We start from the raw sequence: 16,576 nt of genomic DNA on the forward strand, positions 1-16,576 counted from the left end.
AAAAAAACCGTTCCGGTTTGTACAATCCGGAACGGTCTATGTGTATCATTCATCCTATTGGAACAGATCTTTTTCACTCCGCAGCAATGATTAACATTTTAATCTGAACTGCTGAATGGCAGCGCCACCTTGGAACACAATGGTTAAACGCTCAAGTTCCTGCTCAGATTGAAGTGGACATTGGACCGTTGTCCACTGCATGTCAGAGCGATCTTGGCCCGGTGTGGATACAGAACCATTCATGGGCACGGGACATGTTCCAAGAAGCGGCCCATCTGGCCCTCCAGAACGTATCTGCAGCTCGCCACCTTTTCCAAAAGCAGCTACCCGTGCTTCAAATGTATGCGCTCCTTGTGTTCCGTTATTCAGGAAAGCAATCCAGGACAGCTGATCTTCCTTATACAGTGGTTCTCCAGGAACAACCGCCCGAACTGCTGATCGTCCTTCCAAGCACTCGTCCATGAGCACACCTGCATACTCATCAAAATTCTCTGCAAATGTTGGCAAGTCCAATTGGCGGGCTGGTATAACCTCCCCTTCAATCTTCATATCGGCTGTCTGGCGAATATCTTCCGAGGAGCGTCCAGCCATGATGGACCAGGTCGCTGTCTCCACGCAATATCGGTCACGTGTGACATCCCAGAAGGCAAGCTTTTGAACAGGAATTTCAAAAGATACGGTCTGCACTTCGCCAGGTGTAAGATGGATACGCTTAAAGCCAATTAATTGCTTCAACGGCCGCTTCACTCGGGATGTCTGCGGACGCCCATAGATCTGCACTACTTCATCACTTGCAACTTCTCCCGCATTTCGAACCTGCACTTCAACCTTCAATACATCAGCTCCGGATACTCCCTTAATCCGCTGAGCGTCAATTGCATTGTATTCGAATGGAGAATAAGTCAAACCATGTCCAAATGGATATAGGACGGAACCTTCATGGTACATATATGTCGTACCGTTATTAATAATATCGTAGTCCATGATATCGGGAAGCTGTGACTCATCCTCATACCAGGTCATATTCAGTCTGCCTGCCGGAGCATATGTGCCAAGCAGCACATCCGCAACCGCATGACCAAGTTCTTGTCCTGCATGGGTCAAATATACAATGGCTGGAGCTATGTCCTTCAGTTCCTGAAGTGCAAATGGATAACTTCCCACAATTACGACTACGGTATTCGGATTTGCCTTGCAAACCTCCTTGACCAGACGGACTTGCTCAGACGGGAGCGTAAGACCAGGCCGATCAATTTCTTCCTTGCCGTTAATATAGGGACTGTTGCCGACAACGACTACAGATAGATCACTGACTTTTGCAGAAGCTGCTGCTCGCTTGATACCATCAATATCGACATGCTTCACCAGTCGTACAGGCTCCTTCGCTCCAATCACCGAATTACTCGCTTCAGATGCTTCCGTCCCAACTTCTGATGAATCTGCAACGGGTGCCAAAACATGCTTGCCCTGATATTCAGCAAGTCCTAAAGGAAGACCATTCCACGTCCGCAATAAGCTGCTGTTATCGATCTCGGGATCAAATTGCACAACTTCCTTAACAAACCATCCCCCGATCTCTGGGGCAATCGCCTGATATTTGCCTTGTTCGGTTAACGTAATATAGCGATTATTGTTCACGCTTCGCAGCGTGTGACTTCCCCATCCCCAATCCTGGTGAACGAACGCAGCCTTCTCCGCACTGCCTTCCGGAACGGCTACAACGGTTCCTTCATCTCCGATCGATAATACCTGCCCTTCCTGTGTCTGGAGGCTGATACGATCATTCCCGTCTTCATAGAGGATCTCAGCATCAGTCAATCTGTTCCGTAAACCATCTAATACGGTAATTCGATAAGGCAGCGTACCGCTATACCAATCAGTGAATACTGCATCCGCGAGAGGTCCAATCACGCTCACCTTGCGAAGTGCATCCGACTTTAATGGGAGCACCCCGTCATTTTTCAACAATACAATAGACTCTACCGCAGCTCGATAACTTAATTTGGCATGTTCCGGCGCACACAGGACAGACTCCGGTATAGACGCGTATGGATTAAGACCCGAGTGATCCAGTTGTCCAAGACGCATGCGAACACCAAAAATGTTGCGAATAGCCCGGTCCAGATCCTCTTCCTTCAGCAAATCTCGATCAAGGGCCTCTTGCAATGCAGCTACCACCAGATCCACTTCATCGGTCAGACAATCCACACCTGCCTTCAAGGCACCTGCCGCAGATTCGGCATGCGTCGCATGGTATCCATGATAGTTTACGGTTTGCGAGAGGTCTCCTCCGTCACAGACGATAAAACCGGGCATAGCCCATTCGCCCTTAACCACATCGTTCACATAAGGACTTTCTATCGCAGGCGTGCCGTTGATGGAATTATAGGCTGTCATCATGGACAAGGCACCACCTTCAACAAACGGTGTCTCGAATGCTTTAAGATAGTACTCGCGCAAGTTTCGCGGATCTATGCTGGATGAACAATTCAGCCGATCTTTCTCGTTATTGTTGGCGAAAAAGTGTTTCAACGTAGCTACCATTTTCAAATAAAATGAATGATTTCCCTGCATGCCTTGCACGAGAGCTGCTGACATCTCCCCAGTGAGTACAGGGTCTTCACCATAACCTTCTTCCGTTCTTCCCCAACGCGGGTCACGCTCCAGATCAACGGTTGGTGCCCACAGGGTCAAGCCGTGGCGTTCAGGTTCGCGATGGTGGTAGGCTCTGGCCTCATCCCCAATGACTGAACCAATTTCACGCATGAGTGTCGTATTCCATGTGCTTGAGAGTCCGAGAGGCTGCGGAAAAACGGTTGCTTCCCCTTTCCAAGCCACCCCATGGGCAGCTTCTCCTCCAACGTTGTATGCAGGAATCCCCAGCCGCGGGACAGCTGCTTCGCGTGTAGGAATCAGACTGATCTTCTCTTCTATCGTCAAACGTTTAATCAGGTCATCGAGTCTCTGTTCGAGTGGCAAAGCTGCATCCCACATGGGGTATTGTTCATATTCCTTCATACTTACTCCTCCTAGTTATTGGTATGGTTCAATCATCATTTTCCATTGTTCCATGAGGTCCAACGTACGTTGACAAAACTTCTGTCCGTCATGCGGCTGATCAACCTGATATTCATGAACGTAAGCATTAAAATAAGAGGACAATATTCTATAGGCCAGCCGGCGTGCCAGTCCCTGATCAGACATATCCAGAGCTTGACCGTAACCCTCGTGAAATGCTGGCGGTGCTGTGGACAAAATGGCTTCAAACTCCCTGTCGGCAAACATGGACCGATCTCCATCAATGATGGCGGCAATGTTCAAAGCGTCCTTATCATCCTTATCCTCATGAATCAACACGTTTGCTTCCCACAGATCGTTATGGACAAGTACGGGAACGGTCACCTCATCAAATAATTCGCTGTGATCCCGGAACATGCTCGTAATCTGTTCGCCAACACCCGGCATATATCCAACCTGCTCGGCTTTCCACGCTGTTTCTTCAGCAAAAGCCACTAGTACCTCGGACCAGCGATCCGATCCTTGGATGGTGCCGTCTCCTTGTGGCCAGCCGAAGGATTCACCCTGTATCCGATGCATGGCGGCAGTATATTTACCCAGCTCGCGGTAGAGCTTATCCTTTTCGGGTAACGAGATCGACGGGTGATTCAGCTGCTTGCTAGGAATAAACTCCATAAACATATAGGTTCTCGGAATGATCATGCCGCTGTTATCACACACAATGACATGGGGAGCCGGAATGCCTGCCTTCTGATAATAATCATAAACAATCGGTTCTGTTGTCATCATCGTGCGTTCAAAGGAAAACAACGGATCACTGGCCTTCCCCGCTTGCGGATCTATTCTTTCTGGGGCCAAACGCAAAATCACATCCGAATAAGCAGCATGCTCCAGCAGTACCCGGTAAGTTGTATTGAAAAGTCCGCCCTGCAAGAGGGAGTACCTTTTCACTTTGGTAGCGGTTCCAAAATTCTTCTCCACCAATTGATATAATATCCCGGTTGGAATAGCCCGGTGTAAGCCAGTAGAAATGGTACTCAATTTCTTCATTCTCCTATCTATTACTGACTATCCTCAATCATACTATGACTTGCTGGCTGCAGCTACTTCTGTCCATCTCCGTTGTAGACAAACAGAACGGCACCTTACGGTACCGTCCTCTAAGTCATGCGTGCAGATTACAATTGAATCGTGAGCGAGCTTACGCCTGCTGCTGCAGTTACTACGATGCCTTGTTCACCAGCTGTTTGGGATCCACCTTCAACACTGGATACACTTTCGATACCGCGAAGCACTACATTCCATGGCTTGCCTGCACCTTCAGCACGTACCTCCAGAACAGATCCATTACGGGTTACGTTAACAACCAATTCCTGTTCAGCCTGTTGATTCACAACTACCGCTTGTGCCGTGTTGCCATCAGCGAGCTCGAACAAGTGCAGGGAAACGTCACCAGCATAATCATAGTCCGGTTTGCTATTGGTTGCACCTACTGCAATCAAACTGTTTGGTTTGATCATCATTGGCAAGGTGCGGAAGTTGTGATTCTCACGTACGAAACGGCCGCCTTGTACTTTATTGCCTGTCAGGAAGTTTGTCCATGTTCCTTCTGGCAAGTAGTAAGTTACATCGCCTTCCTTATTAAAGATCGGCGCAACAAGTATGGAATCACCGAACATATATTGCGTATCCAGGCTGTAAGTAGCAGGATCTTCTGGGAACTCCAGCACCATGGCACGCATCATCGGAATGCCTTTTACAGTTGATTCCTGAGCAGAATTGTAAAGGTAAGGCATCAGGCTGTTTTTAAGTTTGGTGAAGTCACGAACAACGTCCACGGATTCCTCGTCAAACAGCCAAGGCACACGATACGAAGTACTTCCGTGTAGACGGCTGTGGGAAGACAACAGACCGAATTGTACCCAGCGTTTGTATACGTCAGGTGTCGCTGTATTTTCAAATCCGCTGATATCATGACTCCAGAAGCCGAAACCGGAAAGTCCGAGTGACAGACCGCCGCGAAGCGATTCAGCCATGGATTCATAAGTAGAAGAGCAGTCTCCGCCCCAGTGAACCGGGAACTGTTGACCACCTGCTGTTGCCGAGCGGGCAAACAGGGCAGCTTCATTCTTGCCAATTTTCTCTTCAAGCAATTCAAATACAGCTTTGTTATAGAGATGTGTATAGTAGTTATGCATTTTAACCGGATCAGAGCCATCAAAGTATACAACATCCGTCGGAATTCTTTCGCCGAAGTCTGTCTTGAATGAATCTACACCTTGATCAAGCAGTACTTCCAGCTTGCTCTTATACCACTTCACAGCATCCGGATTCGTGAAATCAACCAGAGCCATACCTGCTTGCCACATATCCCACTGCCACACGCTGCCATCAGCTGTTTTTACCAGATAACCGTTCTCCATACCTTCATCAAACAAGTAGGATTTTTCTGCAATATATGGGTTGATCCAAGCACATATTTTAAGGCCTTTGTCTTTCAAACGGCGAATCATGCCTTCCGGATCCGGGAACATCGCTTCATCCCATACAAAATCAGACCATTGGTATTCCTTCATCCAGAAGCAGTCAAAGTGGAATACGGAAAGTGGAAGATCACGTTCAGCCATGCCGTCTACGAAATGGTTAACGGTTGCTTCATCATAATCGGTTGTAAATGATGTTGTCAGCCACAGACCAAACGTCCATGCCGGTGGAAGGGCTGGTTTACCTGTTAATTTCGTATAGTTATCAAGTACATCCTTCGGATTGTCACCGCCGATAATAAAGTATTCTAAAGTCTCGCCTTCTACGCTGAACTGCACTTTAGATACATTTTCAGATGCAATTTCATATGATACGCGTTCAGGATGGTTTACGAATACACCATATCCTTTGCTGGACAAATAGAAAGGAATGTTCTTGTAGGACTGCTCGCTGCTTGTACCGCCGTCTTCATTCCATGTGTCAACCACTTGACCATTCTTAACAAATGGTGTGAAGCGCTCGCCCAGACCGTAAACGTATTCACCAACGCCAAGATCAAGCTGCTCGCGGAAGTATGCTTCTTTACTCGGACCTGTAATATAACCAGCCGCTCTCTGACCGCTGCCCGTAATCCGTTTTCCTTCATACAGGAAGCTGACGTCCCAGCCTTTGGTTTTGTCGATTTGAACTTCAAGATTGCCGCTTTTCAAAACAGCTCCTTGTTCATCTTGCGTGATGTCAACATTCACATCTTGATAGTTGAGTTCAAATTCAGGACTCTTTTTCACTCTTCCTTTGTGGTGATTCAAGGTTACACGAATAACGTTTGGCATAGGTGAGCTGTACGTTGCTTTCAGCAATGTACCGTTCAACGTATCACCTTTGGTACGAATATATTTAGTTGCCGCATATACGGTCAACGAATCCCCTTTTTGCACAATATCACGAATGTCAGTCGGGTTTTGAATGTGGTATCCTTCACGAGTCATCCAGAATCCATCAGTAAATTTCATGTTTTCTTTCCCCCTTCGGTTATACTATAATAATATTGATATTAAACATGGTTTTCTTCCGATATTTTGACCAAATATATCACGATTTTGATATTTCCTGTCCGATTATTGAACAAGATCACCAATCTGTGGAAACGATTACATTAATAATGATACCATAAAGGAGGACCTTCTATGGAACGCGAACGATTACGGGAGGACCGAATCCACGGTAATGCAATGTATCCCGTCAGTGTTTATCCGGATATTGAACAGCTTAATGGAGACAGCATTCTGGATTGCCACTGGCACGACGAGATGGAATTTACGATGGTTACTCAAGGCAGTGCCGTGTTTCAGATTGACATGAATACCGTAGAGGTGAAAGCGGGCGAGGCGATTTTTGTTAACCGCGGCGAAATTCATGCTGGCTATTTGAAAAGCGACCTTCCCTGCGTTTTTTCCTCCATCGTGTTCAGTCCGGAGCTGCTGGGCAGCCGCACCTTCGATGCCGTACAGGAGAAGTTTATCAGACCGCTCGTTCATAAGACACTTATCCCTCCATTTCATATGAAGCCGGAGGATGACTGGGGCCGTGAGATCCTGCTCCATCTGCAGCGTATTTTTGCCGATCATGCGAACGGTTCTGAAACCTGTGAGATGACAACCAAAGCCTACCTGTATCTCATTTTCGCTCGTATGTTTGAACACATGCGCCCTGCACCTGTGAAAGGTACCGTCCCGACAGGCAGCCATGACAAAGTGGAGCGACTCAAATCCGTCCTTGGCTACATTCACAAGCGCTATCCTGAGCCGCTGAAGCTGAAAGAGCTGGCCGATGAGGCCAATATGAGTGAAGGACACTTTTGTCGCTTTTTCAAGCAGATGGTACAGAAAAGTCCTGTCGACTATATTAACTACTACCGTGTGCAGCAAGCCTGTTACCAGCTCGAGAACACGGATCACAAAATCGTGGATATAGCCATGGATGTTGGCTTTGAACATCTGAGCTATTTCATCACCACATTCAAAAAACACAAAAATACCACCCCCTCGCAGTATCGGAAAATGTTTTATGAAAAGGTGGCTATGGAGCCTGCGCTTATATGAAGCAAAAAAGGTGCCTACAGCGATTATGCTGCAAGCACCTTTTATTATTCAATTTATTCTATAGCTCGTACCGCTTATATTATTTTAACGTTTTCCAGGAAGTGTATTCATGAATAGAGAATCCCTTAAATGAGGAGTGCTCTGCCGCCAACTTCTCCACCTGCTTCAGTTGAGATTCCATGTACGCTGAACCTTCTTCATAAAATGTAATGAAGTCGCCTTCCTTGCTCTGCTTCGTCTCTACGGCAATCGAGATCGTTTTGCCCAGCTGGGAAGCCTCTGCAAGCTCGTTCTTGGCCACGTCATAGATTGCTGCAGCCGTATCGCGGTATGCCATAATCGTGATCGCATCAAATTGGCGGATCATCCAGCTGCTCACAGCCATCGTTGAACCCGGAATCTTGTAATTATCCAGCCAGAAAGGCAAATCTGCTGCCACAGGCATATTCATCAGGGCAGCGCGGTCAACGATGTATTGAACATTCCCTTGCCACTGGGTAATGACGCTGGCCTGATTGGTTTTCCACTCCGGATGCACATGCGGTTCAATATCAAGATGAATCCCCGCAAATTTCTCGTTAGGTTCTACCTGATTCTGATAGGCTTCAATCCAGTCGAGGAAACTTGCAATCTGATCTCTGCTTTCGGTTAGCCCCCAAGCCGCTCTTCCATCCATCACATCGACAGCGATATTGTAAGCTCTGGCCTTACGAATGAAATCTGTATAATAAGGTATCTTCACATCGCGATTGATCTGCAGATAGACCGTGTTGATATCGTGATCCACGGCAAATTTCAGCACCTCTTGCGGATTCTTCTCAATCTGAGTGGTATCCCATACCCAGGTCGCTCTAATCGGCCCTTCCACGTTGCCATGGATCGATTCATAACTTTCTACAGAACCCTGTGCAATGGTCTTGGATGAGAACGTGACACCCGCAATCAGAACCAGACAGCTGATGATTTTAATAAAATGAAACCCCCGCTTGCTTTGCATATTTGTACACTCCCCTTGTAATTTACCGCTCCATCGTCGTAATACGGAAGAATGTTTGTCGTTTTACCCTTCATTTTATGAATTAGATAAACCATTCGTTTATGCATTTGCTTTCATATGCAATATCATCTTCTAGACTTACGACGAAAGGATCATATAAGATTATTTCGGGAATTCACACTTCTGTATTCATAGTTCTTAAGTCTCATTTATTAAAAAGATTTTAATTTACACAGAAAATTTCCACAACTTCTGTCGTTATTGCCATATATGAATGACCAACAGAAGACCTAGGAAGCGTTTTCTCTAAAAGAAACAAAAAAAGCCGCCATAAAGGCGACTTCCGTCTTACACAGAAACTTCATCCATCTGTATGTTATCATTTCTGTTTATCACATTCTTACAAACCAGCTAGCATGAGAAAACATGCTCTCAGGTTATGTTCCAGCAGGGGTAATGGGGCTACTTTCCGTTGTCTCGTCAAATAGTGTCACCAGCTCAATTCCCTCTGCCGAGATCCGTACTAACCCCTTATCCGACAAACGCAGCTCAGGAATAACGACCAGAGCAAGCAGGGAAAGTGTCATAAAGGCGTTATTCAGAGTACAGCCTGCCGATTGCAGTGCTTCGCTGATTGCAGCAGATTGTGCAGCGACTTCTTCAAAAGGCTCGGTGGACATTAATCCTGCGATCCGAAGTGGAAACTCGGTTACACCTTCATCCGTAATCACGGCAACCCCGCCTTGCATGCGAATTACCCGATTACCTGCCTCCGCCATCAAGGTATCATCGTTACCGATAATGAGAAGATTGTGACTGTCATGAGCTACTGTCATTGCAATGGCTGCAGGGCGTGTGAATCCAATGCCGCCGACAAGTGCAACTGCCTTGTTTCCGGTTTGCTTATGCCGTTCCAGTACTGCAATTTTGCAGATATCTCCCGTTGTGGACACAGCTACCTTACCGTTTTGCACAGGTACAGGAACATGTCTCTCTTTCGTATCCACATGGTTTTCGGTCACATGAATGATTTTGGCCCCGATGGCTCCCTCGACAATCGGCGCTTGCAGTTCCATATCTTTCGGCTGAATATTAGCCTCCAGCTTCACCGTATTCAACGCTTCTTCCGGATAAGTGAAGCTATCCCAGACGGCCGTCATCTTCCCATTCTCTGCGACAACATGCCCGGCAGCAATCGTCATGCCAACACGCACATCTGCCAGTCGGCCATCCAGTAAGATAATATCAGCTATATTGCCAGGGATAACGGCCCCAATATCACGAGCCACACCGAAACGTTCCGCTGTGTTTATCGTTGCCATTTGGAAGGCAGTCACGGGTTTGACCCCCTGCGAGATGGCCAGTCGGACGACGAAGTCCATGTGTCCTTCTTTGAGCAGCGATTCGGAACTCCGATCATCGGTCACCAGCATCATTCGGCGAGTATCCAGTCCCAGTTCGGTACAGGCTTTGATGGTTTCGGCCACATCATGCCAGGCTGATCCCTGCCGCATTTTGGCATACATGCCAAGTCTCAGACGCTCCACGACATCTTCCTTCGTCACACATTCATGGTCTCCAGTCACACCGCTTGCCGCATAAACAGGTAAACGCCAGTCATCCGCTGCCCAGGTAAAGTGACCGTCCGCCACCTTGCCGGCCCGCAGCGTAGCCTGGATTTCTCCTATCATCGTTTCATCCCCGTATACGACACCCGGGAAGTTCATGACCTCACCAAGCCCAATCATGTCAGGGCCCCAGGAGAGAGCCTCAGCCACTTCCTCAGGCCCGATATAAGCTCCTGTCGTCTCCAAACCAGGATGTGTTGAAGGCACACAGGAAGCCACCTGCATATAGGCTGCGAGCGGCGTCGTTCTCGCTTCATCCAGCATGAGCCGCAGACCCTTGAGTCCAAGTACGTTGGAAATCTCATGCGGGTCAAAAAAACCACCGGTTGTACCGGAAGGCAGTACGGCTCTCGCAAACTCCGTCACCTTCATCTGCGTGCTCTCAATGTGGCAATGTCCGTCCAGTAATCCTGGAGCAATGTATTTCCCTTTTGCTTCAATAATGCGTGTATGTTCTCCGATGGTATGACTCACATCTTTGCCAACATAGGCAATACGAGCTCCCTGCACCGCAACGGACATATCCGGCAAAATTTCACCCGAGATGACATTAACCAGCGTCCCTCCCCGAATGACTAATGTTGCCTTCATATCTCCTCGCGCTGTTGCTACCAGATCGGGCACACAATCTGCCATTAATGGCCGTTCAAAAGATGGTTTGTTCATGCCATCGCCTCCTTCATTCATTAACGATCCAAAAAAAATATATTGTTACGATTATATGAGTCCGCACGGCATGTGTAAAGAAAATTCCCACCAATTGTGCATGAGTACAAATTCAAGCTCCATAATTATCCATCAAACTAAACACATTCATTCTCATGTCAGGAATAGTTATCCAGACCAGTTCTTCCATTCCGTTTATCATAGTCAAAACCTTACCCTACATAGAAAGACTCCCGTTCGAGGGAACGGAAGTCTTCTGATATAGAAGGATCACCTTGTTTAATCTGTTTGAGCCGCAGATACATGATTAATGGCATATAATTGCTGCGGCTGTGAGGTTATGAACGGACTTGGTTTACCAAGGCTGTACACATGGAGCAGGTGCATCGCTCGGGTACACGCCGTATAGAACAGTTTGCGCTCGTGCTCCTGCGCATATTGTTCTGCTGACCCGTCATAGATCAGCACCGCATCAAACTCCACCCCTTTTGCAAGGTATGCCGGTATGACATGCACACCCCGTTCGAAGGCAAGTGTTGTCTTCTTGATCAATTTCGGTGCAGCAGGCAGTACACGGCTTAACGCCTCGTGAACTTCCTTGCTCTCTTCCGCCGTCTTACAGATTACCGCAACCGATTCATACTCTTCCTGAATGAGTTGGCTAAGATCCGCTGCAATCTTCTTCATATGCTCCTCCGTATTGGATGACACAATGACTGCCGGCTTCTCGCCGCTGCGATTGAACGGAATGATTTCTTCCCCACCGGGGACCATCCCCCTTGTAAACTCCACAATTTCCTGTGTTGAACGGTAGCTCCGCGTGAGTTCGATCACTTCGGTATTCTCTGGTCCATACAGATTTGTGAGTGGTCCAGTCCCACGAAGTACTGAAGAATGGGCATAGATCGCCTGATTAAAATCACCTAAGGCCGTTATTTTCGCCCGTGGAAACAGTCTTTTCATGAAAGCCAGCTGAAACGCAGAATAATCCTGGGCCTCGTCAATAATCACATGTCTTATATTCGAGTTGATATGGAATCCAAGCAGCAGCTCCCGCAAATACAGATAAGGTGTAATATCCTCATATGCCAGTTCCTGTACTTTCATTCGGCGAAGGGTCATGCTGCAGATTTCATCCCAGTGGGCAGGCAGTGCCTCGCCTTCCAGCAGTCGAATCATCTGTGCCTGGTCCTGGAACAGGTGCGCATACAACTGGCGAATATCCACGAATCGCAGCGATTTGATCCACTTCCGCAATGGCTTGAGCCGATCACTAACCACCATGCGGGCCAGGATCTCCCGTTCCTGTGCAAAATCATCGAATGTATCCACTTTCCCCTTTTGTTTGCGTTTCAGCCGCTGATAAGCACGCTGCAGATCTTCCGGTTCCATCAGATCCAGCTGCTGATCAACCCAAGGTGCTTCCAATTCGCTTTTGCCAAAGGCCGACAATTCCTTCAGCATCCAGTCCCGCAGCATTTCCAGACGATTCACCAGCTTCACGGATGACCCGAAGCTGTAGAATTTCTCAGCCATCGCCTCCGCTGTTACCACCGCCTGTCCCTGGAACCGCACCGGTTTGAATTTCATGCCTTCCGACATCAGGCTGTCCTTGAATCGAGTAATCACTTTCAGGAAGGCTTCGGAAGACTTGAAGCGGATGCCTGACATGCGCGCCGTGTAACCTGGATCCTCCATATTGGAGAGGACGTATTCAAGCTGAATGAATGGATCCTCCAGCTGATATTCGCGGCCAAGCCTGCGTTCCAGGTACTCCTGAAACGTCGTTTGCAGCATATTTTCTTCCCCAAGCTCAGGCAGTACCGTGGATACGTAACTGTTGAACATCGGGTTCGGCGAAAAGAGCACCATCTGATCGGCCTGCAAATGCTCGCGATACTTGTATAGCAGATAGGCTACGCGCTGCAGTGCAGCTGACGTTTTGCCGCTCCCGGCTGCTCCCTGCACAATCAGCATACGTGTACGGTCATTGCGGATAATTCGGTTTTGTTCCTTTTGAATGGTCGCCACAATGCTTTTCATTTGTGCATCCGATGTCCGGCTCAGCACCGCCTGAAGAAGTTCATCCCCAATCGTAACCCCGGTATCGAACATAAAACGGATACGTCCATCCCGAATGACAAACTGTCGTTTCATTTCGATATCGCCGCTGATTTCCCCGCTCGGTGTATGGTAAGTAATTGGTCCGGGGGCACCATCGTAATACAGATTGGATATCGGCGCTCGCCAGTCGTAGACCAGGAAGGACTCTTCCTTCTCATCCAGCAGTGAGGCAATACCCAGATAAATCCGCTCTGCAAGCGGATAACCGTCTTCCTTAAAATCGATACGTCCAAAATAGGGCGAGTGATGCAGTCGTTTCATTTTGTCCAGCGCTGCTGCCGTATTCAGATGACTGCGCTCCCGATCAGACAGGACCTGCGATTGCTGCCGCATGCTGGTCGATGTTTCCCCAACATCATCCGCCTCACTGAAGTTCATGGTGACTTCATCCCAGAAGTCCTTTCTCATCTCCACAACTTCATCCCGGAAGGACCCAACCTCCTTTTCAAGGTCGGTTATTTTCCGTTCGATCTGATCGGTTACGATGTCTACTCGCTGCTGCTCCTCGCTCCATTGCTGGTCAGTACTCATATGTTAATACGCCCCTCTTTCCCCGGATTGTGTCCTCAAAAGCCCATTTGACAAGCCCGAAAAGGCTATGGTATAATTAATTAGAAAGTAAACATTTTAATTTTATGTTAATTAGTTCTAATTTTCTGAAAACCATTTTTTATTGTACCAGTGACAGCGTCCCGATGCAAGCGGAGGCGTTTTTTGTTGTTTCTACCCTTAAACACTAACCTTATATACTAAGGGCATCGTTCCAATAGACCTCTTTATTATTACCCTCGAAATGGATGAATATAGATATGGTTTGTCTTCTATTGACGCAATTCTGTAATCGTCTCTTTCCATCTTGATATGGATGCTGCTTCGTCTTTTAGTTGAAACGTAATTCCTGTCGTGATGTCAGCATACGGAGCACGATCTATGCGTACGCCCGCCACTTGAGCCTCATACCGATCTCTAGGATGAATGGCTTCCTTTAACGGAGGAAGTGCTCTGATCTCCAAGCGCACATACAGCAACTTATGCTCATGTACGGCAATCAAGGTAGCCTTGCCTGTTCTGTTCATATTCATACTTGTTTGTGTCCCTGGCCATAATGCGAGTCTAAGTGTATCCGGGTTCATAGCAATAATCTCACCCACACTAATCATGGCCTGATGCGGCCATCCATCCTCTGACACGGTTAGCAGCTGCAAGGCCTCATGCTGTTTCTCCTCCAATTGATCACCACTCAGCCATTCAACAAATTCTGGATTAAGATGTTTATCGTTCATATTATTCTCCCTCAGTTCACTAAGATGACTTTCATCCATTGGTTATGTATACAAAACAACCCGGACACAGTTGTCCGGGCTACACGTTGTATTTCTATTGTATCTGATGGGGAAGCCTGTGTGCAATTGCTGTTAAGGCCACTTCAGCCAGTTCAGGATTTTATCCTGTGACTCGTTTTCTTCCGTGGAGCTATGCACATGTTCGGCAAGCCTGTTGAGTCGTTCCAGCTGATAGCCGTAATCGTATATTGCTGCAGCAACGATAGATAGTCTCAGCATGCCTTCCTGATCCATATCAAACTGGGATATGGCTTGTTCCATGAACCGATCATTATCCAATATGAACTGCGCAGCCTCTTCCCCATTCGGCTTCAACTTATCTTCAAATTTGAGCAAGGCATGCTCGTGGAATTTAATGACCAATTCGAGATGTGTATCAAAAAACTGATCCATTTCCGGCGTCCGCTGTGCCTGGAAATAATGCCGCTCCACGGAATCCAGCACGTCATACCCTTTTTGCAGGCTCAGCAGCATTTGTTTATATACAACCATCTGCCGGGTCTCGCTGAATTTGGAACGCTTCATTTTCTTCTGTTCTTCCTCAAACAAATTGTACTTATCCGAGAGCGATTTGATGGAACCACCCAGACTGCCCTTCTCATCCCTGAAAACGACTTCCTTGATCTCATCCGAGATGGACGTGCGTAACAGCAGAGACATGCTGTTGAACACATTCTGGATCTGCTTCACAAACTGCACCTTGGGCTTAGGCGGAAATACCGTGATATTAATGAGAAACGCAGATACAATACCAACAAGCGTCAGCAGGAACCGGTTCAATGCAAAATGCCAGTCACCTGAAGCTTCCATAATGGAAACGACGGTAACCAGAGTCAGCCCTACGGTCTCACCCATATTCAATTTAAGACAAATCATAATAACAAGCACAATGATCAATCCCACTGCGATTGGCTCATTGGACAATACCATACCGCCCAAGAGGGCAACAATGGCTCCAAGCGTAGTTGTCTGCAATTGATCCAGGAAATACTTCCAGGAACGATAGATTGATGGCTGCATCGCGAAGATGGCAGCTATGGCAGCCGGTACCGGTGACTGCGGATTCAAGAACATGCTCAGGTACAGAGCAAGCGTTACCGCAATTCCTGTCTTAAGCACGCGTGCTCCAAACGACACGGTAACCCCTCCTTACCTGTACTCTCATTTTGAACTAAACCATTAATAATCATTATTACCCCGTATTTCTTTTTTTGTTGAATTATTTTGATCCAATACTCCACTTTTTCATCCATTAACGATAACAGCAGCTCCTTTTATGTCCCGTAGCCATGTAACTTCAACATAATTTTTATCAGAACGACTTATTTTACCACGGACGCTATGTGGTTACCATGTGATTCCTCATAATGTTTATTTCACAAGATTAGATAACCTGTTTTCTTGCAAAAAAAGCAAACCTTTGGAATGTGGTATTTACCACCACCAAAGGTTTGCTAGTATATTGGTTTGGTTATCGTTCCACCAAGTACAAGGGTGCTTAACGATCTGTCCCTTCCCATTCCCGCTTGAACTGCTCCACGAACTCCACCATAAACGCATGGCGCTGCTCGGCCAGTTCCTTGCCATAGGATGTATTCATGAGATCCTTCAGTTTAAACAGCTTCTCGTAAAAGTGATTAATTGTCGTGCTCCGTCCATTTCGATATTCCTCCCGGGTCATCTGCTCCCGCGGCGGAAGGGCTGGATCATACATTTCACGGCCTCGCGCTCCTGCAAAAGCAAAAGTGCGTGCGATACCTATGGCCCCCATCGCATCCAGTCGGTCTGCATCCTGCACGACTTGAGCTTCCAGCGAAGAGACAGCCGGACGCTGCCCTCCTGCGAAGGAGATCGTGCTGATGATGTTAACAACAGCTTCCCGGGTGTCCGGTTCAAGCTGCTGATCATCCAGCCATCGATTCAGCTTCTCCATCCCGGCTTCCAGGCTTTCGTTCAGTTTCTCATCCGGCACATCATGCAGCAGTGCAGCCAGCTCACAGACAAAAGGGTCTGCTCCCATTCGATGGGCAAGCTCAACAGCAAGCGCCGTAACTCGTTCAATATGCGGCCAATCATGACCGTCCGTATGCTTCCCGGCATCCCCCTGGACAAAGGCTCGGGCGGCTCCAAGGATGGCCTCTCCGGCAGATGTACCATCTACATGCTCAGGATGTCCGGATATATTCATTGTCAGACTGGAATTGTCGTCCACGA

Annotated in this window: 10 protein-coding genes; 1 reads left to right on the top strand and 9 read right to left on the bottom strand. The window is 47.6% G+C overall.

Going from position 1 to position 16,576, the window contains the following annotated elements; all coding sequences use genetic code 11:
• Nucleotides 1-90: 90 nt before the first annotated feature.
• The 3 genes from PIL01S_RS04055 to yicI all read right to left on the bottom strand — a co-directional run bounded on the left by PIL01S_RS04055 (nt 91) and on the right by yicI (nt 6,515).
• Nucleotides 91-3,018, bottom strand: coding sequence for a glycoside hydrolase family 3 C-terminal domain-containing protein (locus tag PIL01S_RS04055; RefSeq protein ID WP_127536344.1), 2,928 nt, complete (start codon nt 3,016-3,018; stop codon nt 91-93).
• A 15-nt stretch (nt 3,019-3,033) separates the two neighbouring features.
• A complete protein-coding gene (locus tag PIL01S_RS04060) occupies nt 3,034-4,059 on the bottom strand; it encodes a phosphotransferase family protein (protein WP_164764160.1) in 1,026 nt (341 codons plus the stop codon).
• 137 nt (nt 4,060-4,196) lie between these two features.
• Nucleotides 4,197-6,515, bottom strand: a complete 2,319-nt coding sequence (gene yicI / locus PIL01S_RS04065; protein WP_127536347.1) for an alpha-xylosidase — start codon at nt 6,513-6,515, stop codon at nt 4,197-4,199.
• 174 nt (nt 6,516-6,689) lie between these two features.
• On the opposite strand from yicI, the gene PIL01S_RS04070 reads away from it, so the two are divergent.
• Complete coding sequence (locus PIL01S_RS04070; RefSeq protein WP_127536348.1) at nt 6,690-7,604, top strand: helix-turn-helix domain-containing protein; 915 nt, start codon at nt 6,690-6,692, stop codon at nt 7,602-7,604.
• 79 nt (nt 7,605-7,683) lie between these two features.
• Here the strand turns inward: PIL01S_RS04070 and PIL01S_RS04075 are convergent, their stop codons facing one another.
• The 6 genes from PIL01S_RS04075 to PIL01S_RS04100 form a co-directional block, all read right to left on the bottom strand.
• Nucleotides 7,684-8,601 carry a hypothetical protein gene (locus PIL01S_RS04075; protein ID WP_127536350.1) on the bottom strand — a complete coding sequence of 306 codons (918 nt, stop codon included), beginning with the start codon at nt 8,599-8,601 and terminating at the stop codon, nt 7,684-7,686.
• A 437-nt stretch (nt 8,602-9,038) separates the two neighbouring features.
• The gene (gene ade / locus PIL01S_RS04080; protein WP_127536352.1) at nt 9,039-10,895 is read right to left on the bottom strand and encodes an adenine deaminase; all 1,857 of its coding nucleotides are present in this window, start codon (nt 10,893-10,895) and stop codon (nt 9,039-9,041) included.
• Between the two features lie 279 nt (nt 10,896-11,174).
• Nucleotides 11,175-13,550, bottom strand: a complete 2,376-nt coding sequence (gene helD / locus PIL01S_RS04085) for an RNA polymerase recycling motor HelD (protein WP_127536353.1) — start codon at nt 13,548-13,550, stop codon at nt 11,175-11,177.
• A 290-nt stretch (nt 13,551-13,840) separates the two neighbouring features.
• A complete protein-coding gene (locus tag PIL01S_RS04090) occupies nt 13,841-14,302 on the bottom strand; it encodes a pyridoxamine 5'-phosphate oxidase family protein (RefSeq protein ID WP_127536354.1) in 462 nt (153 codons plus the stop codon).
• Nucleotides 14,303-14,434: 132 nt separating this feature from the next.
• Nucleotides 14,435-15,499, bottom strand: coding sequence for an FUSC family protein (locus tag PIL01S_RS04095; RefSeq protein ID WP_127536356.1), 1,065 nt, complete (start codon nt 15,497-15,499; stop codon nt 14,435-14,437).
• Nucleotides 15,500-15,860: 361 nt separating this feature from the next.
• On the bottom strand, nt 15,861-16,574 hold the full coding sequence (locus PIL01S_RS04100) for an HD domain-containing protein (protein WP_246058081.1): 714 nt from the start codon (nt 16,572-16,574) through the stop codon (nt 15,861-15,863).
• Nucleotides 16,575-16,576: the final 2 nt, after the last annotated feature.

The organism is Paenibacillus illinoisensis NBRC 15959 (genome assembly GCF_004000925.1).
In the GTDB taxonomy this organism is placed as follows: domain Bacteria; phylum Bacillota; class Bacilli; order Paenibacillales; family Paenibacillaceae; genus Paenibacillus; species Paenibacillus illinoisensis.